Source organism: Rathayibacter sp. Leaf296 (genome assembly GCF_001423045.1).
GTDB classification, from domain to species: domain Bacteria; phylum Actinomycetota; class Actinomycetes; order Actinomycetales; family Microbacteriaceae; genus Rathayibacter; species Rathayibacter caricis.
Genome location: NZ_LMNR01000001.1, coordinates 1,826,050 through 1,848,238 on the forward strand (window position 1 = coordinate 1,826,050; position 22,189 = coordinate 1,848,238).

Sequence of the window (22,189 nt, forward strand, 5' to 3'; positions counted from 1 at the left end):
TCCGTCGTCTTCAGGGTGGACCTGCTGGGCCCGCAGCACCAGAGTCGCGGGCGGAGTAGCATCGGCCCGTTCCCGCCGACGAGAGGACCGCCATGACTCCGAGCGACGAGATCGACGCGCTGATCGCCCGCACCCCCGACTGGCGCGGGGAGGTGCTCGCGGAGCTGCGCCGAGTCGTCCTCGCCGCCGAGCCAGGCATCGTCGAGGAGTGGAAGTGGATGGGCGCGCCCGTGTGGGAGCTCGACGGGATCCTCTGCGTCGGCAACGTCTTCAAGGCGAAGGTCAAGCTCGGCTTCCTCTACGGCGCCTCGCTGCCCGATCCGCACGGGATCTTCAACGGCGAGCTGGGCGGGAACCAGCGCCGCTCGGTCGAGTTCGGCGAGGGCGATCCGGTCGACGCGGAGGCGCTCGCCGAGCTCGTCCGCGAAGCTGTGGCGCTCAACCGGCGGAAGGTCGCCGAGCGCGAAGCGGCGAAGGTGGCGAAGCGGGAGGCTGCCAAGGCCGCCCGGGCGGCCGCGAAGGGCTGATCCGGCCGCGCACGATCGTTCGCCGCCGAGTCCGGATCAGGCCCGAGCTGCCTTCACGTAGGCGACGAGCGCGTTCGCGTGCCCGTGGCCGAGTCCGTGCTCCGACTTCAGCCACCCCACGACCTGCATGTGGGGCTCGGAGTCGAGGCGCTCGTCGACGAGGTCGAGCCACTCCTGCACCGGGCGCCCGTAGGTCTTCTCGATGCTGGGGAAGTAGGAGGCGGGGCCCTTCGGCTTCGAGCCGTCGGCGGGCGGTTCCGGAGCGAGAACGCGGTCGGTCATGGCGACACCCTAGCCAGCACCCGCCCACGGCACGAGTGCCCGCGGGAGGGGGCGCCGCTCCGTAGGCTCGGAGCGTGACTGTGGAGCGGACGGACGTGCTCGTGGTCGGCGGCGGGCCCGTCGGGGTGTTCCTCGGCGCGCTGCTCGCGCAGGCGGGCGTCGGCGTGCAGGTGTGGGAGAAGCGGGCGTCGGTGCCCGCGGGATCCCGCGCGATCGGCATCCATCCGCCGTCCCTCGACGCGTTCGCGGTGATCGGAGCGGCAGAGCCCGTCCTCGCGGAGGCGGCGCTCGTGACGCACGGCGTCGCGCGCAGCCGGGGCCGCGATCTGGGCGTGCTGTCGTTCGCTCGCGCGTCGCGCACGCATCCCTACGTCGCGACCCTCGACCAGCACCGGACGGAGACGATCCTCCGCGGTCGGCTGGACGCCCTCGACCCGACGGCCCTGCGGACGGGAGTCGAGGTGAGCGGCCTGCACCGTCGCGGGGCGCAGGTCGAGGTGACGGGCACCGGTCGAAACGGCGAGACGTTCGAGCTGCACGCCTCCTTCGTCGTCGGGGCGGACGGCGCCCGGAGCGCTGTGCGGGAGCTGCTCGGCATCGGCGTCTCCGGCCGCGACTACTCCGACCGCTACGTGATGGGCGACTTCGCCGACCCCGAGGCGGCCTCGCTGGCCTCCTCCGCTCTCGTCGACGTCGGCCCGGAGGGCGTCGTGGAGTCCTTCCCCCTGCCCGGTGGTCGGCGGCGCTATGTCGCGCTCAGCGGACCGAACGCCTCGCTCGGCGCCCCCGCCTGGCGCCCCGACGCGGCTCCGGACACGGCGGCGGCGGCCGCGCTCGCCGCGGTCGTCCGCGCGCGCACGGGGGCACCCGTCGACGCGAGGACCTGCACGATGCTCAGTGGCTTCCGGGTCCGCCGACGGGAGGCGGGCCTCGTCGGGATCGGAGGCGTGGTGCTCATCGGCGACGCGGCGCACGAGATCAGCCCGATCGGCGGCCAGGGGATGAACCTGGGCTGGCTCGATGCGGCGGAACTCGCTCCGCTCCTGGTGCACGGCGTCCGCTCGGGAACGGCCGGCCCGTGGTCCGCCTTCGCCCGTCGACGGATGCGCGTGGCGCGCCGGGCCGCCCGTCAGGCCGAGCTGAACATGGCGCTCGGCCGGCCGCTGGGAGCCGTCGCCCATCGCGGTCGCACGGCCCTCCTGCGCACGCTGCTCGCGCTGCCGACGTCCGATCTTCTGGCGCGCGTCTACGCGATGCGCTGGTCCTGATCCGGGTCAGGCCACGAGACGGGCGCCCGAGAGCCCCAGCTCGACGACGAGCACGAGCGACGCCGCGATCACCAGGCGGAAGAGCAGGCGCGTCGGGGGTCCGGTCAACACGAGGCGGATCCCGACGGCGGCGAGCGCGATCACGGCGAGGGCCCCGGCGACGGCCAGCGCGATGCCAGGGCCGCGGACCGCCTCCGCACCCCCGATCTGACCGAGCAGCACCAGGAGCGCCGCGACGACGAGGGAGCCGAAGGCGACGACGCCCGAGAGCCGGAGCCCTAGTCGGTGCGGGAACCCGCGGACGCCGGTGGCCGCGTCGTCGACCAGGTCCGGCAGCACGTTGGTGCAGTGGATCGCGACGCCGAACACGGCTCCGGTCGCGATCGCCCAGACGGCCGGGAGGGGACCGCCGCCGGCCGAGACGGCGACGACGGGGAGGAGGCCGAACGCGACGAGGAAGGGGAGCACCGAGAGGGCGGTGCGCTTGAGCCCGGCGTCGTACGCCCAGCCGGCCGCGACGAGCACGATGTGGGCGACCGCCGAGACCGGGCCGAGCAGGAGCGAGAGCACGACCGAGACGGCGGCGGTGACGATCGCGGCGGTCCGCACGGCGCGGACGCTGATCGCTCCGACGGCCACCGGCTTGTCGGTGCGCCCGACCGCGCGGTCGCGGTCGACGTCGATCCAGTCGTTCGCGAGCCCGATCGAGAGCTGGCCCGCGAGCACGGCCAGAGCGACGAGCACCACCACGGGGAGGGGCCGGCCCGCCGCGGCGGCGAGCACCGTGGCGAGGACCGTGACCGTGACGGTGGGCCCGGGGTGCGACGAGGCCAGGAGGAGGCGCACCCGGGACGTCATCGTCCCAGCCTACGGGCCGCTCCCCGGCGATCAGCCGACCGTGACCGCCGCACTGGAGGGCTTGCGTCCGTGCCGCATCCAGACGAAGAACCCGAGCAGCGTGAACGCTCCGTAGACGACGTACATGAGACCGGAGGCGTAGTACCCGGCCGAGAAGAGCAGGGGCACGCCCACGACGTCGACGGCGACCCAGATCAGCCAGAACTCGACCCACCCCTTCGCCATGCCGTAGGTCGCGAGCAGCGACCCGGTGAAGATCCACGCATCGCTCCACACCGGCTCGTACGAGCCGAGCGCGCGGAACAGCGGAGTGAGCACCGCGGTGCCGCCGACCATCCCGAGGACCAGGAGCGCGCGGGTCCGCCAGGACGCCCAGCGCGGCTCGATCACCGTCGGCGACGACTCCGGGCGGTGCGTCCACCGGTACCAGCCGTAGACGCTCACGATCATGAACATGACCTGCCGGCCGGCCTGCCCGAGCAGGTTCACGGGGTTCGGAGTGCCGAAGAGCGCACCCATGAAGACCGTGAAGAGCAGGGCGTTGCCGACGAGCCCGACCGGCCAGGCCCAGACCTTCCGCCGCATGCCGCCCAGAGCGCTCGCCAGCCCGAAGGCGTTGCCGATGACCTCGCGCCACAGCACCCTCTGGTCGCCCAGGACGATCTGCGCATCGAACAGCCAGTGCACGAGCTCCACGTGATCCTCCTCAGCCCCCTCGTGCAGCAACGGAGGAGGGCCGCGCATTCCCGAGGTCAGAACAGCGAGTACACCACGTCGAAGCAGACCGCCGCGGCCGCCGTGACCGCGAGCGACGCGAGCGCGACCGGCAGGCCGGGCCTGCGACGGAGGACGGCGAGCAGGAGGAACACGACTCCGAGCACGATCTCGAGCCACCAGTAGACCGGACTCGTGGTGTCGGCGACGGCGCCCAGCGCCCAGATCCCCTCGCCGATCAGCACCCCCGAGAGCGGAGCGACGGCCGGCACCCGCCAGGCGGTCGTGCCGTGCAGAGTGAGCGCCGCGGCGGCTCCGAGGATCGGGCCGGCGGGGACCGCGAGGAGCCAGAACGGATCGGAGAACGGCGGCGACCAGCCGAAGCCGCGCCAGCCGGTGACCAGGTCGTAGCCCTCGAGCATCGCGAGGAACGAGAGGAGTCCGACGACCGCGCCGGGCACGGGACGCACCCGCGTGAGCCGCACGAGGGCGAACACCAGCATGGACCAGCCACCGGAGGAGTTGGCGAACGAGTTCAGCGCGGGAGGGAGGACGGTCTGCAGGAGGCTCGTCGCTCCTCCCAGCAGCAGTCCGCCGCCGAGCGCGAGGGCGAGGGCGGACAGCAGGAAGGATCTCGAGGCGGTGGGCACGCTCCGATCCTGTCGGGGCGCGCCGCCGAGTGGATCGGGGAGAACCCTGATTCCACCCCGGCCAGCCCCGGACGGGCTCAGTCGGCGCGCACCGATACGTTCTCGCCGAGCGGGGTCCAGTCCTCGAAGGAGGAGTCCTCCGGCCCGCCGCCGTCGGGATGGAGCTGCACCGTCCAGGCGCCCGGACCCGACGACACGGTCCCTCCGCCCGTCGTGCAGGCGCTGCTCGACTGAGCGCCGGCGTCGACGATCACGCACTGATCGCCGCGTTCGACGGAGGAGCCGAGGTACACCTCCAGGCCCTCGACCGAGCCCGCGTAGCGCGCCGACTCCGGATCGATCCCGTCGGTGACGACTCCGAGATCCGGCAGTACATCGGCGTCGGTGCGCTCGCGACCGTAGTCCGAGAACGCGATCGGTCCCGCGCATCCCGAGAGCAGCGGCACCGCCGCGAGCACGACCGCGAGCACGGCGATCCGTCGTCCGTCCCTGGTCCTGCTCCGCGCCATCGAGGCCCCCTTCGCGCTGCGGTCCGCCCACCCTAGCGGGGGAGCGCGATGCCGGGGCCACGAGGGCTCAGGCCGAGCTCTCCCGCACGATCAGGCGCGGCGCGGCCATGTACTCCTCGGCCGCCGTGGTCCCGCCCGCGATCCGGTAGACGAGCCGCTCGACCGCGGTGCGCGCCATGAAGGCGTGGTCGGGATCGATCGTGGTCAGCCTCGGCACCGTGTACTCGCCCTCGAGGATCGCGTCGAAGGCGGCGACCCTGACCTGTCCCGGCACCGGGATCCCTCGATCCGCGAGACCCCGGAGGACCCCGATCCCGACGGTGTCGGTGATGCAGAACACCCCGTCGAAGGGGACGCCGCGGTCGAGGAAGTCGCGGATGCCCCGGGCACCGCCGGCCATCGTGAACTCGCCGACCTCGATGTGCAGCGCCGGGTCGACCGCGAGTCCGGCCTCCTCGTGCGCGCGACGATAGCCCTCGAGGCGCAGACTCGAGACGTCGACCTCGTCGGGTGCCGGATCGTCGACCATCACGATCCGGCGGCAGCCCTTCTCGATCAGATGGGCGACGGCCATCCGGGCCCCGTCCACGTTCGCCATGGCCACGTGATCGACCGGCCCCTCGAAGATGCGCTCGCCGAGGATCACGAGCGGATGATCGACGCGCAGCAGCTCCGTGTCGGCCGCGCCGAGCCCGACGGTGCTCAGGATGATGCCGTCGTACAGCCGCTTCCGGGAGGACGCGAGCGCCCCGAGCTCGTTCTCGCGCTGGGCGCCGGTCTGCTCGATCACGACGCGGAGGTCGTGCTTCTCGGCGGCGGCGATGATCTCGGCAGCGAGCCGGCCGTAGTACGGCCGGTCGATCTCGGGCACCGCGAGTCCGATGGTGCCGGTGCGTCCCGTCCGCAGGTTCCGCGCGGCGACGTTCACCCGGTAGTCGAGCCGCGTGATCACGTCGAGCACCTTCTCGCGCGTGGTCTCGCGGACGTGCGGGTGGTCGTTCAGCACGTGCGACACGGTCATCGCCGAGACCCCGGCCTCTTTCGCCACGTCGTGGATGGTCACCATGACGCACCTCCTCCCCTCGAGCTTCCCACGGGTGCAGGCCCGATCCCGGCACGGGAGCGGAGCCGTGCCGCTTCGTCGTCGGTGAGCGCGAGGAGCGACCCGTGGCGCGCGTCGTCGGGTAGACGCGCGCCACGGACCGGTTCGAACCCTCCGGTCCCGGGTCGGGCGGAGGAGAAGACGCGGTACCCGCGCAGGCCGAACTCGTCGATCAGCAGCCAGGTCGTGGTCCCGTCGGGGGAGCGGATGACCGCGGGACCTTCGCCGCGGGCGAGCTCGGGGCGGCCAATCCCCGTCCGCACGGTCTCGAAGCGGCCGTCCAGGGACACTCCGCGCGCGAGCGTGATCGAGGTCGCGTCGGCTCCCGTCGGCGTCTCGACCGTGAAGCGGAGCCACCCGTCGCCGTCGGGGAGGAACGTCGCGTCGATGACGTCGCGACCGGTGTCCAGGGCGATCCTCGCAGAGGAGAAGCGCACGAAGTCCTCCGTCTCGACAACGAGGATCCTCTGGTGGACGGCGGTGCCGCGATCCTGCCCGGGCGGGAAGAGCGCGCTCGAGAAGAAGACCTGCCAGCAGCCGCGCTCCTCGCTCCGGTACGCCTTCGGCGCCCACGCGTTGCCCGCCTCCTCCGGAGCGACGGCTCGCAGCTGGGGATCGCCCCAGTCGACGAGATCCGACGACTCCCACACCAGGATCGACCGGCTGCCGTGCCGCACCGCCCGGTGCCAGTCGTCGACGTCCTCCGTGCGCAGGTCCGTGGCGAGCAGCACGACCCGTCCCGAGGCGGTATCCCGCACGAGGAACGGGTCCCTGGCTCCGCCCTCGCCCACGTCCGAGCGCAGAGGCCCGCCCGGCAGTGCATGGAAGACGAGCGGAGTCGCGTCCGCGCTCACGGCGAACCGCACGGCCTCCCCACCGGGTCCCGGGAGGAAGTAGGCGAGGAGGTACCCGGTCACCCCTTCACGCTGCCGGACACCAGACCGCCCACGATGTGCTTCTGCATCAGGACGAAGAAGACCACCATCGGCAGCAGCACGACGACGCTCAGCGTGAGGAACGCGGGCCAGTTCACTCCGAACTGCCCGACCGCCTTGTACACCTGCAGCACGAGCGTCTGCTTCTCGGACGAGCTGATGAAGACGTTCGGGGTGATGAAGTCGTTCCACACCCACATCGTCTGGAAGACGCCCACGGTGATGAGGATCGGCCGGATCAGGGGGAGCACGATGCGCCAGTAGATCTGCCACGGACCCGCCCCGTCGATCCGCGCGGCCTCGAAGATCTCGAGCGGGAGCGACTTCATGTACCCCTGGATCAGGAAGTAGCAGAAGATCGACCCCGCGGCGTAGAGCAGGATCAGCCCCTCCAGGCTGTCGACCAGACCGGCGCTCGCCAGGAGGCGGTAGAGCGGGATCAGCGTCGCCTGACCGGGCACCAGGAACGCGATGATCAGCACGACCGACACGATCCGGGTGAGGAGCGTGGTGCGCAGCAGCATCGCGTAGGCCGCCATCGAGCCCACGAGGAGCATGAGCGCCACCGACACGACCGTGACGTAGAACGTGTTCGCGAAGGCTCCGACGATCGGGACGGAGGCGAACACGTCGGCGTAGTTGCGGAAGTCGAGGCGGGTCGGCAGGGCGAACGGAGCGTTCGACACCTCCTGCTGCGTCTTCAGCGTGCTGACGACGATGTAGTAGAAGGGTGCGCCGACCAGCGCGGCCAGCGCGATCATGCCGATGCTGGTCAGGGCGCCCGCCACTCCGCGACGGCGCTGAGCGCGCGTCCGTCGCGGGCGTCGGCGAAGGACGGGGGGATCGGCGACCGGCGGTGCCGGGGGCAGGGAGACCGCGGTGGTGGTCATGAGGTCCTCTCCTCGAATCGGCGCGAGATGAGCAGCTGCACGGCGACGATCGAGCCGACGACGAGCAGGAACACGACGGCGAGGGCCGAGGCCTTGCCGAACTGCGCCTGGCCGACTCCGTTCTGGATGATCGACTGCGTGATCGTGTAGGTCGAGAACCCAGGACCGCCCTTGGTCAGGGTGAAGGGCAGGTCGTAGACCTTCAGCCCGCCCGTCATGAGGAGCAGCGTGCTGACCGTCACCGCGGGGGCGAGCAGGGGGAGGGTGATCGAGAAGAAGCGCCGCACGGCCGACGCTCCGTCGATGCGGGCGACCTCGTAGTAGTCCTCGGGGATCGACTGCAGATAGGCGAGATAGAGGATCGCGTGCCAGCCGGTGCTCGACCAGACGCCCACGACGATGACCGAGAGCTGGGCGAGGGCGCCGTTCGAGAGCCACGGCACCGGACCGAGCCCAGCGACGGTCTCGAGCACCCGGTTGATGGCTCCGGAGCCCAGCGGCGACAGGATCAGGCCCCAGACGAGGCCGAGGATCGCGATGCTGGGGATGGCCGGGAAGAAGAGGACGGCCCGGACCGCTCCGCGACCGACGAAGGGGCGGTTGAGGACGAGGGCCAGAGGGATCGCCAGCGCAGTGACGAGGACCGTGGTCCCGAGGCTGTAGGTCAGCGTGAAGAGGAGCCCGGCCAGCATCGCCGGGTCGCGGACGATGCTGGCGTAGTTCGCGAGTCCGACGAACTCGGAGTCGACGGAGTAGCCGTCGAAGTCGGTCAGGCTGAAGTAGAACGACTGGGCGAGCGGCACGGCGAAGAGCAGGACGAAGACGAGCACGATCGGCACGAGGAACAGGCTCGTGCTGACGGTCTCGCGACGCCGGAGCGGATCGATGCGGGCGCGCCGAACAAGGGCGGCTCCGCGGTGCGGTGCGGTGAGGGCAGACATGGTTCTCCGTTCCCGGAGGGCCGGCCCGGCCGGAGCCGGGCCGAGCCCTCAGCCCTGCGACTCGAGTCGCGCCTGCAGCGCCGCCGAGACGTCCTCGGGGGAGGCCTGCCCCTGCACGAGCAGCTGGATCTGAGCGACCGCCTCGGTGCTCAGAGCGTCCTGCTCGCGCGGCCAGGCGATCGAGGGGAGGTAGAAGCGCCCCTCCTGCAGTCCGGCGAGGTTCGGCTCGAGCGCCGGGTCGACGACCGGCGTGTAGTTGGCGGTCGTCGTCAGCGCGGAGGTGCCCTCCTGATAGATCCGGACGCCCTCCTCGCTGCCGAGGAAGCTCAGGAACGCCTCGGCCTCGGCCTCGTGGTCGGTCTTCGCGTTGATCGCGAAGCCCGGGGACGCGGCTCCGGCCCAGAAGCCGGCACCGTCGAGAGTGGGGAAGGGAGCGAACTCGACGTCGAGGTCCGGGGCCTTCTCGCGGACGGCGGGCAGGTTCCACGGTCCGGCAGCGATCATCGCGACGCGTCCGTTCGCGAACTCGTCCACGATCTGGTCGCCGGTCAGGCTGACCACGTCCTGGCTCATCAGCCCGCTGGTGAGCAGCTCGCTCCAGGCGGCGAGCGGCTCGTCCCAGAGGTCGCCGAACTCGGCGCTCCCGTCGAAGATCGCCTCGTCGACCTCGCCGCCCTGCTCGGCGTCGACCGAGCCGACCATCGCCGACAGGCCCATCGGGATCTGCGTGGCGGCGTCGTAGTACGGCACGACCCCGGTGTCCTTCACGCTCGACAGCGCGTCGAGGAAGCCGTCCCAGTCGGTCGGCACCTCCGTGACGCCCGCCGCGTCCAGCAGTGCCCGGTTGTAGAGGATCCCGCCTGCCCAGGAGGAGGTCGACATGCCGTACGCCTTGCCGTCGCTGCTGTACGTCTCGGTGTTGTACGGCGACATCTCGGCCATGAACGGCTCGCCGGTCAGGTCCTTCACGAAGCCGCCGTCGATGAGGTTCGTCTTGTTCTCGGCGGCGATCAGGAACACGTCCGCCGCGTTGTTCCCCGCGAGGCGGGTCTGCAGGGTCGAGACGTACTCGGCGACCGGAGGCGCGTTCGAGAACTCGACCGAGATGTCCGGGTTCGCTGCTTCGAAGGCCTCGATGACCGGGGTCATCGTCGCCTCGTTGTCCCAGGAGAAGAAGCTGAGCTCGGTCTTCCCGGAGTCGGCGCCGGCGGACCCGCAGGCGGTCAGGGAGAAGGCGCTCGCCGCGGCGACGGCGAGGGCGGCCGCGCGGAGGGCGACGGCGTGGGGGCGATGCGACATTGCATTCCTCGTTCTGTGGTGGGTGGGTGGGATCAGGAGAGAGGGAGTCGGAGGTGGGCGTGCCGGGGGACGACGGGCACGAGTCGGTCGCCGTCGTGGTGGAGAAGGTCGAAGACGATCTCGCGGTGCACCCCGTCTCCGCCCGGCACGGCGAAGCGGTGGTAGGCGATGACCCAGTCGTCCGTGCCGGGGACGCGGCAGATCGAGTGGTGGCCGGTCGCGAGGATGCCCTCGGCGGTGTTCTTCTCGAGCAGAACGCCGCCGTCGGTCCAGGGGCCGAAGGGGCTGCGGCCGACCGCCCAGCGCACGCGGTAGTCCTCCTCCCTGGTGTCGTTCTCGGACCAGGTGAGGAAGTAGGCGTCGCCGCGCCGGTGCAGGTGCGCCGCCTCCCGGAACCCGGTCGGCACCCACGAGTGCACCGCGTCCTCGTCGAACGACATCAGGTCGTCGCCCAGGCGCACCAGGTGGGCGACGGAGTTGCCCCAGAGCAGGTAGACCGCACCGTCGTCGTCGACGAACACCGATGGATCGATGGCGGTGCCGGGGAAGCGGCCGGCGGGGACGAGGGGGGTGCCGAGGTCGGCGTAGGGGCCCGCGGCGTCGGTGGCGCGGGCCGCTCCGATGCTGTTGCCCGCCGTGAAGTAGAGGTAGTGGGTGCCGTCCCGCTCGAGAGCGGCGGGCGCCCAGGCGAAGGAGTCGGCCCAGGCGACGTCGCGCCCGAGGCGGAGGATCTCGCCCTCGTCCGTCCAGTCGACCAGGTCGGGGGAGGAGTAGCACCGGAAGGCCCGGGCGCCCCAGTCCTGGATGCCGTCGGTCGTCGGGAACAGGTGCCATCTGCCTCCGGAGACGACGAGCGACGGATCGGCGAGGAACCGCTCCAGAGGCGAGGGGGAGGGAGCCCTCGTGCCGGTGTCGTGCATCGCACTCCTTCGTGCTCGGCTTCCTGTATCGATACAGGATTGTTCGTGTATCGATAAAGTACGACGAGGTGGAAGCCGTGTCAAGAGAGCGGGGGAGTGACTCGTCGCCGGGGCGCCTGCTACGGCGTCGGGTCACGCTGCGCCGGCGATGCCCCCGACCACCAGGCCCGCACCGCCGAGAGCCGCGACGACGAGGGTGACCCGTCGCACTGCTGCGCCCGACACCCGGGGGGCGACGAGCATCGCCGCGATCGTCCCGAGGACGAGCCCCGCTGCGGCCCAGCCCAGCCCCGACAGATCAGCCGGGGACGGGCCGAGCACCAGCAGCGTCAGCAGGTTGAGGGGGAGTGCGAAGGCCTGGAGAGTCGCGCTCGCGACCAAGGGTGTCCAGCGGCGCTGGGCGGCGAAGAGGGCCACGGGCGGACCGCCGGCGCCCGCCAGCACGGTGAAGACTCCGCTGAGCGCCCCGGCGAGGACCGCGCCCCGCCCGCCGTCGAGGAACGGGAGTGCGCCTCCGCCTGCCACCAGCGCCGTGGCGAGCAGGATCACCGCTCCCGCGACGACGGCGAGTGCCGCGGGCCGGACGGCGTCCAGCACGAGCGCCGCCGGCACGACCAGCAGTGCCGCCGGCACGAGGAGGCGCAGCGCCTCCGCCGGACGCACGTGCCGGAACGACCGGACGAGGACGACCGCGTTGAGGACGATCGACAGTGCCAGCACGGTGCGGACGCCGCGGTCGTGGCCGAGCGCGAGCACGAGCAGGGGGGAGGTGACGAGCGCGAATCCGACTCCCGACAGCACCTGGCAGACCGCGCCGACGGCGACCACGAGCAGGACGAGCACGCTCAGCGCCTCCACGGACGACATCTTCTCCGGAGGCGGGCGGCAGGAGGAGCGACGGGGAGGATCATCGGCTCGCGTCCGGCGCGATGAACGCGCGAGGACGGCGGAGGCGCAGGGCGGTCCGGACGACGACGACCGCGACGACGACGAGCCAGACCCAGAGGTTCGCCGGAGCTCCGAGCAGAGACTGGTGCGCCGTCTCGCACCGCGACGCCGACGGCTCGACGGCGTCGAAGCAGGTGGAGACGGTCGAGAGCGGCGCGAGGACGAGGGTCGCCAGGAGCACGAGACCGATGCCGGTCAGGAGGATCAGCGGTCGCGACATGTCCCGATCCGATCAGATCGCGCGGCCGCAGGAGGCGCGACTCGCCCGGAGCGCACGAAGGCCCGCCGATCGGTGACCGGCGGGCCTTCGCGGGAGAGGTGGGGCGGCCCGCCCTACCTGACCTTCTTGATGGGGAAGATGACGAGTGCTCCGATGATGGCCGCGATGGCGCAGACGGAGAACCAGAGTGCGTAGTTGTTGCCGGTGGGGTCGCTGACGTAGACGAGGATGCCGCCGATGAGGGGGGCGATGGTCTGGGGGAGGGCGTTGGCGATGTTGAACACGCCGAGGTCCTTGCCGGAGTTCTCGGGGTCGGGGAGGACGTCGACGACGAGGGCGAGGTCGACGCCGACGTAGATGCCGTAGGCGATGCCGAGGAGTGCTTCGAGGATGTAGAAGGTGGGGACGTCCTGCACGAAGATCAGCGCGAAGGTCCCGATCGCGAAGAGTGCGGTGGAGCTCCAGACGAAGACCTTGCGCCGTCCGATGCGGTCCGAGAGCCAGCCGGCGAAGTAGCTGGCGGCCACGAGGGTGATCGTGTAGATCAGCACGCTCGTCGAGATGACCGCGGGAATGTCCTCGGCGTCGACGCCGATGTGGTTGAGGAGGTAGAAGAAGCGGAACGTCGTGAAGCCGAAGCTCGCGAAGGTGATCAGGAAGCGGGACCACCAGGCGAGCGCGTAGTCGGGGTTCTTGCGGGGGCTGACCCAGAAGGTCTCGGCCCAGTCGCGCAGGGTCGCCCGGGGCGGTGCGGCGGGCAGGCGGCGGTCGGGGAGGACGACGGCGAAGACGACCATGACGACGATCGCGAGGACCGCCGGGCCGACGAAGAGGATGAGGAGCTGGTCCTGGAACGCCTGCGCGACGTAGGTGCCGCCGAGGACGCCGACGTTCTGCGCGATGCCGAGGGCAGCGGTGATCTTGCCGCGCTGGAACTTGGGCACCTGGTCGGCGATCGTCGCGATGAAGGGCGCGAGCGCCATGTTGGCACCGAGCTGAGCCAGCGACCAGCCGACGGTCGCGACCAGCAGGCTCGGAGCGAGCGCCATGATGACGAACGCGACGGTCATGATCACCGTGCCTGCGACGATCCAGACCCGCCTGCGACCGAAGCGGCTCGTCGTGCGGTCCGAGAGGCGACCGAAGACGACGTTCGCGACCGTGGCGAACAGCGCGCCGAATCCGCCGAGCACGGCCGCCGCACCGGTCAGGCCGTCCTGATCGATGACTCCCGCGTCAGCGAGCGACGTGATCTTGATTCCGATGCCCACGATCGCCGGCCCGAGCAGGGCGATGAAGAACACCAGCTGCGCCGCGAGCAGCCAGAAGATGTAGCTCCCCTTGGCCGGCTCGGTCGGCTCCGGGAACCCCTGGCCCCGTCTGACCGTCGCGGTCGCCGTCGTCATTCCGGACGGCATCCCCGCCGCGGATCCACTCGCAGTTGTCATCTCTGAGTCCTCTCACCGTTGAGTCGACGGGTCTCCACGGCCTCTGCCGAAAACCGAACGTCGTTTGGAAAGCGAGTATGCACGGGGCGGACGGACGCCGCAAGAGATCAGCACAGAAATTCCGAGCGATGTGTGGTTTTCATGTCGCGGCAGGGATGCCCGACGGATCGGAGCAGAACCCTGAGCCGGGCCGCCCGCCGCAGCGACCGCCTCGGGGTCGCCGACCGCGTGCCTGCTGCACGAGGACACGCCGGTGATCACCTGGGGGCGGCACGTCGGGGAGACTGTCGGAATGGCAGCAGAGCGCAGCATCCGCCACGGACGGCTCCGGCGACGATCGGGACGGCGGTCCGCGGCGATCGCGGTGGCGGCGGGACTGGCCGTCCTCGGCGTCAGCGCGACGTCACTGGTGGCCATCGCGGCCGCGAGCATCAGCCGCAACGTCACCGGCAACGCCGTCGACCTCGGCGTCGAGGCCGACGGCACCGGAGGCCTGCGGCTCGGCGCGATCGAGGGCGGCTTCAGCGTCCTGATCGTCGGCACCGACAACGACACCGCGCAGGGGGAGCAGTTCGGCGTCCGCGACTCCACGCTCAACGACGTGAACATCCTCCTGCACGTCTCGGCGGACCACAGCAACGCGACGGTCATCAGCTTCCCGCGCGACCTGATCCTCGGCCGCCCCGAGTGCACCGACCCCGAGACGGGAGTCGTCTCGCCGGCCGAGACCGCCGCCTCGCTGAACCGCGCGTTCGGCGCCGGGGGACTGGCCTGCGTCAACGACACCCTGCAGGCCTTCACCGGCCTCTCCGTCCCCTACGCCGGCTGGGTCTCGTTCAACGGCGTCATCGAGATGAGCAACGCCGTCGGGGGAGTGCCGATCTGCCTCGCCGGTCCGATCCGGGACACCGACTCCGGCCTCGACCTGCCCGCCGGCGTCTCGACCGTCTCCGGAGAGACGGCGCTCGCGTTCCTGCGCACCCGCAAGGGCGTCGGCGACGGCAGCGATCTGGGGCGCATCTCCTCGCAGCAGCAGTACCTCGCCTCGCTGATGCGCACCGTCCGCTCGGCCGACACCCTCTCGAACCCTCCCGTGCTGTACGGACTCGCGCAGGCGGCGTCCTCGAACCTGCACCTCTCGACGACGATGACGAACCCGAGCACGATGATCTCCCTCGCGCTCGCCCTCAAGGACATCGACCTCGAGCGGATGGTGTTCGTGCAGTACCCCGCGCTCGACGATCCGGACTTCCCGGGGAAGGTCGTCCCGGACCCGGTGCTCGGCGCCGAGTTGATGGCCCGGGTCCTGGCGGACGAGCCCGTCGTGCTCGCTCCCGCTCAGGGAGAGCCGGTCGAGCCCGCGCCGCCCGCCGTCGAGCCCACGGCCGGCGCACAGGAGCCCGCTCCGCCGCAGGAGCCCCCGGCGGTCGCCGCTCCGGGCCAGACGGCCGCGGAGGAGACCTGCGCGGTCCCCTCCGGCTGAGCACGGGGCGCAGGATCCTCCGCCGGAGCGTCGTCAGCGCGCGTCGAGCCGCTGCGCCACGTCGGCTGGGAACCCGCCCGTCGAGACGGGGCTCCAGCGCGTCGGAGTGATGCGCAGGAGCGACTTGTCCTGCAGCGCCATCGCCGCGCGGTACTCGTCCCAGTCGGGGTGCTCTCCCGCGATGCAGCGGTAGTAGTCCACCAGTCCGTCCGCGGCCTCGGGCATGTGCAGGACCTCGCCGTCGCCGTCGACCTGGATCCAGGCCCCGTCCCACTCGTCGGACAGCACCAGGACCGACACGGCGGACCGGCGTTCGACGTTCCGGGTCTTCGCGCGACCCGGGTACGTGGAGACGACGATCCGGCCCTCCTCGTCGACCCCGCCGGACACCGGCGACATCTGCGGCCTGCCGTCGCCCCGGGTGGTCGCGACGATCATCCGGTGCCGGGGTCGCACGAAGGCGAGCATCGCGTCGCGGTCGACGGAGGTGTTCGTGGAGATCGTCCTGGCCATGCCTCCACGGTAGGCCACCGCCGTGATGCGGCTCGCGGTGCGGAGTCAGCCGCTGCGGCGCCCCGACAGGAGCGCGTGGAGCAGCGGCACGATCGACACGATCATGAGCGCCGATCCGAGACCGCCGTCGTCGCTCCGCACCACCGCGCCCGCGATCAGCAGCCCTGCGAATAGGACGGCCGACACCACCCGGCGCACGGTCGCGTCGAGCCGGTTCAGCCGGCGCTCGACGCTCGGCACCGTCACCGCGAGAGTGCCGTCCTCGAGGGTCGAGGCGAGCGACTCCAACCGGCGGGGGAGCCGCCAGAGCAGACCGAGGTTCTCGACCGCCTGCCGACCCAGGTCCTGCGCCACGTTGCCGCGCTCCTCCCGGATCAGCCGTTGCGCGTACGGCTCGACCGAGTCCCACAGGTTGAAGGACGGATCGAGCGCACTGCAGACGCCGGAGGTGAGCGACATGGCCCGGATGATCAGCAGGAAGTTCTCGGGCAGCTGGAACGGCAGCGAGCGGACGACGTCGCCGAACTGCTCGGCGAACTGGCGGAACTCGCGCGGGTCGACCTCGCGCAGCTCGGCGAAGCCCATCCCGCCGAAGCGCGCGAACAGCTGCGTCATCGCCTTCTCGAGCTCCCGGGAGTCGGCGGACGGCAGCAGAACGCCGAGGTCGCGCGCCGCATCGACGAGGCCCTTGCCGTCGCGCGAGGCGGCCGCGATGAGCATCGTGCGCAGCCCCGCCCGGGTCGTCGGCGGGACCTCGCCCATCATCCCGAAGTCGATGAAGGTGAGCCGCCAGGGCAGCTCGGCGCCGGGGGTCGGAGTGACGAACACGTTCCCCGGATGCGGATCCGCGTGGAACCAGCCGGTCGTGAACAACTGGTCGAACATCACCGCGGCGAACACCGGCGCGACGTCGCGCGGGTCGATGTCGGCCGCGCACAGCCCGTCGGCGTCGGTGATCTTGATCGCGGTGACGTCCTGCAGGGTGAGGACCTTGCGGGTCGAGCGCTCCCAGACGACGTCCGGCACCCCGATCCGCGGGTCGCCGGCGAAGTCCGCGGCGAAGCGGACGGAGTTGGCGGCCTCCTGCAGGTAGTCGATCTCCTCGAGGCTGGTCGCTGCGAACTCCTCGACGAGTGCGGGGGCGTCGACGCGGTCGGAGACGAGGCGGACGTGGGTGAGCCAGCGCCCGACCCTGCGGAGCGCGGCGAGGTCGACGTCGACGATCGCGTCGATGCCGGGTCGCTGCACCTTCAGGATCGCGGTGGTGTGACCGGTGTCGCCCGAGTCGATCGGCGACAGGAGCGCCCGATGAGCCTGGCCGAGCGACGCCGCCGCCACGGGCGACTCGTTGACTCCGGCGTACGCGCGCTCCAGTGACATGCCGAGTTCGGCCTCCGCGAGGGCGCGGATGCGGGGGAAGGGCACGGGCGGGACCTCGTCCTGCAGTCCCTCGAGCTCCCGCGTGATCTCGGGTGGGAGGACGTCCAGGCGCGACGACATGAACTGGCCGACCTTGATCATCAGGCCGCCCAGCTCGACCGCGAGCACGTGGAAGCTGCGGGCGAACCGCCGCATCCGGTGCGGCCTCGTACGCAGGGCGATCACGTTCAGCCCCAGCCGGGGCAGGACCAGATCGAACCACCAGGTCACCGCGAGGTGCCAGGCGGCGAAGCGCAGGATGCGGCGGTAGCGCCGCCGCTCACTGCTCGCTCGGCGGCCCGGGCCCGAAGGACCCGGGCTGTCCGACGGCACCCGGGTCAGTCCTGCGCGAGGATCGCGTACAGGCGGCGGCGCACGTCCTCGAGTTCGGTCACGGCCTGGCGGATCTGGGCGGGCGTGCCCGAGCGCTGCACCTGCGCGGCGGCCTGCGCCAGTGCGATGCCCGCCTTGGGCAGCGCTCCGGCCTCGACGCCGTCGGTCTCGGCGAAGGGGGAGGAGGCCCCGGACGCGGCGACCTGCGCGTGGCCCGCCTCGGTGAGCGAGTAGGTCTTGCGGCCGTTCGACTCGTCGGCCGAGATCAGGCCCTCGTCCGCCAGAAGCTGCAGGGTGGGGTAGACCGAGCCGGGGCTGGGCTTCCAGCTGCCGCCGCTGCGCTCCTCGATCTCGTGGATGATCTGGTAGCCGTGCATGGGCTGCTCCGCGAGGAGCGCCAGGACGGCCGCGCGGACGTCGCCGCGCCCGACCCGGGTGCCGACCCGCTTCTCGAAGCCGGCGCGCGCCTGCTCCATGGCCTGCCAGATGCTGTCGATCGGGTTGCCGGCGCCGAACGCACCGGTCGAGGAAGAGTTGTTCATGATGACCTCCGTTTCCCCGAACGATACTCAGCGACATGTGCGCCGACTGTGAGCGACATGATCGGCGCGCAGTCCGACGCGGGGCGCGGGGGAGTCCCGGCCGACATCGGATCAGAGGATGCCGCTCTCCGGGACCGGTCGGCGGACCGTGAACTCCAACGCCAGCTTCGGTGCCGTGCGCGTGTCGTAGACGACCGTCAGGTAGCGCTTCCCGATCCGGGCACCGAAGGCGGTGAGGAACGGCGCCGCCTCGAGGAGTCGACCGCGGTGGGGCTCCCGATCGACCATCACGCAGGTCGTCTCGAGCAGGTCGGAGTGGTGGAGACGGCCGGTCGACGTGTTCCTGGGGGAGCGGACCGCGACGTGGCGGGGATCGCGGGCGCGGAGCACGTCGTTCGCGTGGGCGGCGAGGCGCGTCTCCAGGGCGTCCTTCCGGTCGCCCGGGCCCGCCTTCGCCGTGCGGACCGCGTCCCACAGGGTCGGATAGCGGATCTGCCGGATCTGCTCGACCATCCAGAGCGGCAGGCTCGACGTCTCGGCCCTCTCGATGGCGGCGACCTGCTGCGGAGTGAGGTCGACGAAGTTCGAGGGATGGGCCCGGTTCAGCGGGTGCCGGTAGTAGGTGTACGAGAGCGAGACGCCGTCGACCCTGGCTCGATCACTGAGGGTCGCCGCGGCGAGCTCGGAGAGGTGCGGCTGGGCGGCGAACCCGAAGACGGGCCCGTCGAGGGACCGCAGGGTCGCCTCCACCCCGGACGGCTCCAGCGGATCTCGGGTCGTCGCGGTGGCGGTCGTCATGGATGGGCTGCTCCTGGAGGCGTCGGCGTGCGGCGGAGAACGGTGCGCCGAACCCTCAGCGGAAGGACCACGTCCCTCCGAACCACTATCTTTATAGTAAAGTTACTTTACGACGAAGGTTTCCTCCAGCACAAGCCGTCGAGAGGTTCGCGCGAGGACGCCGATCGTTCTCGAGAGCGACGTCGTGCACGCGGCCGTCGGAGTTTCGAGGCAGGCATCGCTGGGGAGGACGCTCAGCGAGCGTCGTTCGTCACCGTCGAGACGGAGGAGCGGCTCAGGCCTCGACGCCGGATCGAACTGACATAATGTGCATTATCGGATATCGCGCAAGCACGCCGGGCGCCGGTCTCCCGCGCCGACGAACCGTCGCCGGCCCAGCGCCCGCAGCGACTACGCGCCGACGAAGTCCGTGATGTCGCCCACCAGCCGCGTGTTCTCCGCCGGGATCGGCTCGACGGCCGCGAGAGCCACCTCGGCCGCGAACTCGCCGACGTTGTAGAGCTTGCCGGCCGACTCGCGGCGCGAGCTGATCGCTCCGGGGTTCGAGCGCTCGAGCAGCGTCGCCGTGATGGTGCCCTCGATCATGTCGCCCGAGACCACGACGAACTCGATGCCGCGCTCGGCGAGCTCGGGGATGCGGTCGCGCAGGGCGTCCTCACCCGCGCGCTTGGACAGCGCGACCGGCTCGTACTCGGGCATCGTCGGCGTCGAGCGGATGAAGTGGGCCTGGTGGCTCGTCACGAAGACGATGCGCGCGCCGTCGCCGAGCAGCGGCAGCGCCGCCTCGAGGGTCGCCACCTGGGAGTCGCGGTTGAGGACCATCGCGTAGTCCTCGCCCATGTTGCTCTCCATGCCGCCGGACGCGTTCAGGACCAGCACGTCCAGTCCACCGAGCTCGTCCTGGATGCGGGCGAAGAGGTCGGTGCGCGACTGCGCGTCGGTGAGGTCCGCTCCGACCGCGAAGGCCGAGCCGCCGGCGGCGACGATCTGGTCGACGAGCTTGTTCGCCCGGGGTGCCTTGGAGCGGTAGTTGACGACCACACGGGCGCCCGCCTCGGCGAAGTAGCGGATCGTGTCGGCGCCGATGCCGCGGGAGGAGCCGGTGACGAGGACGCGCTTGCCGTCGAGCGAGCCGGGAGCGAGGGGGTTGGACACGAGGAGATCCTCCAGGACGCCGATGCGAAGACCGGGGCGGGCACGATGACGGGCCGGGGCCCCGACAGGCGATCCTACCGAAACCGTCCGCCCCGCGCCCCTCGACCCGGCCGCCGACCCTCCCAGCCCGCTTCCGGGGGGCCTTGTTACGGTGGAACCGCTCATCGAGGGGAAGGAGCAACCAGCATGGACGCTGTCCTCCAGTTCGCGTGGATCCTCTGGCTCGCGCTGATCCTGATCTTCGTGATCGTCGAGATGATCACTCTCGAGTTCACGTTCCTGATGCTCGCCGTCGGCAGCGTCGGCGGGCTCCTGACCGGCCTCGTCGGGGCGCCCTTCTGGGTGCAGGTCCCGGTGGCCGCGGTCCTCGCGGTGCTGCTGCTGCTCACGGTCCGTCCGCCCCTGCTCCGCCTGCTCCGACGCGGCGGCGATCCGGCTCCGATCGGCGCCGACGCCCTGCTCGGACTCGCGGGCAGCGTCGTGATCGCCGGGGACGGCCCCGGCCAGGTCAAGCTGGCCAACGGCGAGACGTGGACGGCCCGCCTGTCGCCGCTCGTCGAATCACGTCCACTCGGTCTCGGCGAACGTGTCGTCGTCACCGCCATCGACGGCGCGACCGCTGTCGTCGTCCCCGCCGAAAGGAGCTCCTCGTGACCACTTCCGCACTCGTGACGACCATCGTCGTCGCGGTGATCGTCGTCTTCGCCCTGGTCGTCCTGTTCAAATCCATCAGGATCGTCCCGCAGGCCACTGCGGGGGTCGTCGAGAGGCTCGGCAAGTACCACCGCACGCTGCTGCCGGGTCTCAACCTCGTCATCCCCTTCATCGACCGGGTGCGCCCCTCGGTCGATCTGCGCGAGCAGGTCGTCTCGTTCCCGCCCCAGCCGGTCATCACCGAGGACAACCTCGTCGTCTCGATCGACACGGTCGTCTACTTCCAGGTCACCGACGCCCGCGCGGCCACCTACGAGATCGCCAACTACCTCGGCGCCGTCGAGCAGCTCACCACGACCACGCTCCGCAACGTCGTCGGTGGCCTGAACCTCGAGGAGGCGCTCACCTCCCGCGACAACATCAACGGACAGCTGCGCATCGTCCTCGACGAGGCCACCACCAAGTGGGGCATCCGCGTCGGTCGCGTCGAGCTCAAGGCGATCGACCCGCCCGCCTCCATCCAGGACTCGATGGAGAAGCAGATGCGCGCCGAGCGCGACCGCCGCGCCGTCATCCTCACAGCAGAGGGCACCAAGCAGTCGCAGATCCTGAACGCGGAGGGGCACCGCCAGGCGGCGATCCTCGCTGCGGAGGGAGACGCGAAGGCGGCGATCCTCCGCGCCGAGGGCGAGGCGAAGGCCATCACGACGGTGTTCGAAGCGATCCACCAGGGCCGTCCGGACAAGGAGCTGCTCGCCTACCAGTACCTGCAGACGCTCCCCAAGCTCGCGGACGGAAGCGCCAACAAGCTCTGGATCGTGCCGAGCGAGCTGACCGAGGCGCTGAAGGGTATCGGCGCCGCGTTCGGCCCGAAGGGCCAGGAGCCCGAGCGCCCGCAGGACTCCGCGGTCACTCCCCCGGCGCCGCGCTTCTAGGGTCCGCGCACCATGAGCGACAGGCGGCCGCCGTTCCTCCGGGGACGGCGGCCGCGCGTCATCGCCCATCGCGGCTTCGGGCCGGATCGGATCGGCAACACCCTGGGCGCCTTCGAGCGGGCACTGGAGGCCGGCGCCGACCTGCTCGAGACAGACGTCCGGGCCTCTCTCGACGGAGTCGCCGTTCTCGTCCACGACGAGGTCGTCCGCGACGCCGACGGGCGGTCCCACCGGATCGACGCCGAGCGCTGGGAGGACCTCGCGCGTCTCGTCCTCCCGGGCGGAGAGACGCTGCTGAGCCTCGAGGACGCTCTGCGGCTGCTGCCCGACGCCCTCCTGAACATCGACGTGAAGACTCGCGCCGCGGTGGCCCCCACTGCGCGGGCCGTCGACCGGCAGGGCGCGCGCGACCGCGTCCTGATCACCTCCTTCTCGGAGTCCCGCCGCGCCTCGACCGTGCGGCTGCTCCCCGGAGTCGCCACGTCGGCGTCCGCCCCCCGCTTCCTGGCGGCGCTGCTCGGAGCGCACCTCCGGATCCCCGCGCTGGTGCGCCTCGCGCTGAACGGGATGGACGCGCTCCAGGTCCCGGAGTCGGCGCTCGGCCTGCGCGTCACCACTCCCCCGATCCTCGCCCGCCTGCGGATCTCCGGGGCCGAGATCCATCTCTGGACCATCAACGACGCGCAGCGGATGACCCGGCTGCTCGCCCTGGGCGTGGACGGACTCGTCACCGACCGGACGGACCTCGCGCGCCGCGCCGTCGACGCCCGGAAATCGCCTCTCACCTGAAGGTTCTCTGGCAAAGGAGACGACCGCAAGACCACCTCCAGGTACGCGGTCGACACT

Annotated in this window: 25 protein-coding genes; 6 read left to right on the plus strand and 19 right to left on the minus strand. The window is 71.3% G+C overall.

All coding sequences use genetic code 11. From position 1 onward, the window contains the following. The first annotated feature begins 92 nt into the window (after positions 1–92). On the plus strand, positions 93–527 hold the full coding sequence (locus ASF46_RS08470) for a DUF1801 domain-containing protein (protein ID WP_056867111.1): 435 nt from the start codon (positions 93–95) through the stop codon (positions 525–527). Between the two features lie 36 nt (positions 528–563). Here the strand turns inward: ASF46_RS08470 and ASF46_RS08475 are convergent, their stop codons facing one another. After that, positions 564–809, minus strand: coding sequence for a DUF4287 domain-containing protein (locus ASF46_RS08475; RefSeq protein ID WP_056867112.1), 246 nt, complete (start codon positions 807–809; stop codon positions 564–566). Between the two features lie 74 nt (positions 810–883). Here ASF46_RS08475 and ASF46_RS08480 point away from each other — a divergent pair, with 74 nt between their 5' ends. Further along, on the plus strand, positions 884–2,077 hold the full coding sequence (locus tag ASF46_RS08480) for an FAD-dependent oxidoreductase (protein WP_235576888.1): 1,194 nt from the start codon (positions 884–886) through the stop codon (positions 2,075–2,077). 6 nt (positions 2,078–2,083) lie between these two features. Here the strand turns inward: ASF46_RS08480 and ASF46_RS08485 are convergent, their stop codons facing one another. The 13 genes from ASF46_RS08485 to ASF46_RS08545 form a co-directional block, all read right to left on the minus strand. Further along, positions 2,084–2,935 carry a UbiA family prenyltransferase gene (locus ASF46_RS08485; RefSeq protein ID WP_056867114.1) on the minus strand — a complete coding sequence of 284 codons (852 nt, stop codon included), beginning with the start codon at positions 2,933–2,935 and terminating at the stop codon, positions 2,084–2,086. A gap of 30 nt (positions 2,936–2,965) precedes the next feature. Beyond that, positions 2,966–3,631 (minus strand): nicotinamide riboside transporter PnuC, encoded by a 666-nt coding sequence (gene pnuC / locus ASF46_RS08490; RefSeq protein ID WP_157602312.1) that lies wholly within the window; start codon positions 3,629–3,631, stop codon positions 2,966–2,968. 56 nt (positions 3,632–3,687) lie between these two features. Further along, a complete protein-coding gene (locus ASF46_RS08495; protein ID WP_056867116.1) occupies positions 3,688–4,299 on the minus strand; it encodes a DUF6518 family protein in 612 nt (203 codons plus the stop codon). A 77-nt stretch (positions 4,300–4,376) separates the two neighbouring features. Continuing rightward, a complete protein-coding gene (locus ASF46_RS08500; RefSeq protein ID WP_157602315.1) occupies positions 4,377–4,808 on the minus strand; it encodes a hypothetical protein in 432 nt (143 codons plus the stop codon). A gap of 67 nt (positions 4,809–4,875) precedes the next feature. After that, positions 4,876–5,874 (minus strand): LacI family DNA-binding transcriptional regulator, encoded by a 999-nt coding sequence (locus ASF46_RS08505; protein ID WP_055792180.1) that lies wholly within the window; start codon positions 5,872–5,874, stop codon positions 4,876–4,878. After that, positions 5,868–6,827 carry a glycoside hydrolase family 43 protein gene (locus ASF46_RS08510; RefSeq protein WP_055792177.1) on the minus strand — a complete coding sequence of 320 codons (960 nt, stop codon included), beginning with the start codon at positions 6,825–6,827 and terminating at the stop codon, positions 5,868–5,870. Before ASF46_RS08510 ends, ASF46_RS08505 begins: the two co-directional genes overlap by 7 nt. Continuing rightward, the gene (locus ASF46_RS08515; RefSeq protein ID WP_082485318.1) at positions 6,824–7,735 is read right to left on the minus strand and encodes a carbohydrate ABC transporter permease; all 912 of its coding nucleotides are present in this window, start codon (positions 7,733–7,735) and stop codon (positions 6,824–6,826) included. The genes ASF46_RS08510 and ASF46_RS08515 overlap by 4 nt, the downstream gene beginning before the upstream one ends. Then, positions 7,732–8,676 carry a carbohydrate ABC transporter permease gene (locus ASF46_RS08520; protein WP_082485319.1) on the minus strand — a complete coding sequence of 315 codons (945 nt, stop codon included), beginning with the start codon at positions 8,674–8,676 and terminating at the stop codon, positions 7,732–7,734. Before ASF46_RS08520 ends, ASF46_RS08515 begins: the two co-directional genes overlap by 4 nt. 48 nt (positions 8,677–8,724) lie before the next feature. Continuing rightward, positions 8,725–9,975 (minus strand): ABC transporter substrate-binding protein, encoded by a 1,251-nt coding sequence (locus ASF46_RS08525; RefSeq protein ID WP_056867118.1) that lies wholly within the window; start codon positions 9,973–9,975, stop codon positions 8,725–8,727. A 32-nt stretch (positions 9,976–10,007) separates the two neighbouring features. After that, positions 10,008–10,895 (minus strand): family 43 glycosylhydrolase, encoded by an 888-nt coding sequence (locus tag ASF46_RS08530; protein ID WP_056867119.1) that lies wholly within the window; start codon positions 10,893–10,895, stop codon positions 10,008–10,010. 132 nt (positions 10,896–11,027) lie between these two features. Next, the gene (locus ASF46_RS08535; protein WP_056867120.1) at positions 11,028–11,762 is read right to left on the minus strand and encodes a TSUP family transporter; all 735 of its coding nucleotides are present in this window, start codon (positions 11,760–11,762) and stop codon (positions 11,028–11,030) included. A 40-nt stretch (positions 11,763–11,802) separates the two neighbouring features. Next, entirely contained in the window at positions 11,803–12,063 is a 261-nt protein-coding gene (locus ASF46_RS08540; protein WP_056867121.1) for a hypothetical protein, read from the minus strand. A 113-nt stretch (positions 12,064–12,176) separates the two neighbouring features. Next, positions 12,177–13,511, minus strand: coding sequence for an MFS transporter (locus tag ASF46_RS08545; protein WP_056867122.1), 1,335 nt, complete (start codon positions 13,509–13,511; stop codon positions 12,177–12,179). A 292-nt stretch (positions 13,512–13,803) separates the two neighbouring features. Here ASF46_RS08545 and ASF46_RS08550 point away from each other — a divergent pair, with 292 nt between their 5' ends. Then, positions 13,804–14,994, plus strand: a complete 1,191-nt coding sequence (locus ASF46_RS08550) for an LCP family protein (protein WP_082485320.1) — start codon at positions 13,804–13,806, stop codon at positions 14,992–14,994. Positions 14,995–15,027: 33 nt separating this feature from the next. Here the strand turns inward: ASF46_RS08550 and ASF46_RS08555 are convergent, their stop codons facing one another. The 5 genes from ASF46_RS08555 to ASF46_RS08575 form a co-directional block, all read right to left on the minus strand. After that, the gene (locus ASF46_RS08555) at positions 15,028–15,507 is read right to left on the minus strand and encodes a PPOX class F420-dependent oxidoreductase (RefSeq protein ID WP_056867124.1); all 480 of its coding nucleotides are present in this window, start codon (positions 15,505–15,507) and stop codon (positions 15,028–15,030) included. Positions 15,508–15,552: 45 nt separating this feature from the next. Beyond that, positions 15,553–17,268 carry an ABC1 kinase family protein gene (locus ASF46_RS08560; RefSeq protein WP_416351488.1) on the minus strand — a complete coding sequence of 572 codons (1,716 nt, stop codon included), beginning with the start codon at positions 17,266–17,268 and terminating at the stop codon, positions 15,553–15,555. Beyond that, positions 17,265–17,801 (minus strand): PadR family transcriptional regulator, encoded by a 537-nt coding sequence (locus ASF46_RS08565; protein WP_056867126.1) that lies wholly within the window; start codon positions 17,799–17,801, stop codon positions 17,265–17,267. Before ASF46_RS08565 ends, ASF46_RS08560 begins: the two co-directional genes overlap by 4 nt. A 111-nt stretch (positions 17,802–17,912) precedes the next feature. Further along, the gene (locus ASF46_RS08570) at positions 17,913–18,599 is read right to left on the minus strand and encodes a hypothetical protein (RefSeq protein ID WP_056867127.1); all 687 of its coding nucleotides are present in this window, start codon (positions 18,597–18,599) and stop codon (positions 17,913–17,915) included. Between the two features lie 390 nt (positions 18,600–18,989). Then, positions 18,990–19,754, minus strand: a complete 765-nt coding sequence (locus tag ASF46_RS08575; protein ID WP_056867128.1) for an SDR family oxidoreductase — start codon at positions 19,752–19,754, stop codon at positions 18,990–18,992. Positions 19,755–19,940: 186 nt separating this feature from the next. Here ASF46_RS08575 and ASF46_RS08580 point away from each other — a divergent pair, with 186 nt between their 5' ends. Genes ASF46_RS08580 through ASF46_RS08590 form a run of 3 tightly spaced genes read left to right on the plus strand, consistent with a single transcriptional unit; the run spans position 19,941 to position 22,132 of the window. Further along, a complete protein-coding gene (locus ASF46_RS08580; protein ID WP_056867129.1) occupies positions 19,941–20,408 on the plus strand; it encodes an NfeD family protein in 468 nt (155 codons plus the stop codon). A 14-nt stretch (positions 20,409–20,422) separates the two neighbouring features. Beyond that, positions 20,423–21,343 carry an SPFH domain-containing protein gene (locus ASF46_RS08585; protein ID WP_416351489.1) on the plus strand — a complete coding sequence of 307 codons (921 nt, stop codon included), beginning with the start codon at positions 20,423–20,425 and terminating at the stop codon, positions 21,341–21,343. Between the two features lie 12 nt (positions 21,344–21,355). Continuing rightward, complete coding sequence (locus ASF46_RS08590) at positions 21,356–22,132, plus strand: glycerophosphodiester phosphodiesterase family protein (RefSeq protein ID WP_056867131.1); 777 nt, start codon at positions 21,356–21,358, stop codon at positions 22,130–22,132. The last annotated feature ends 57 nt before the right edge of the window (positions 22,133–22,189 follow it).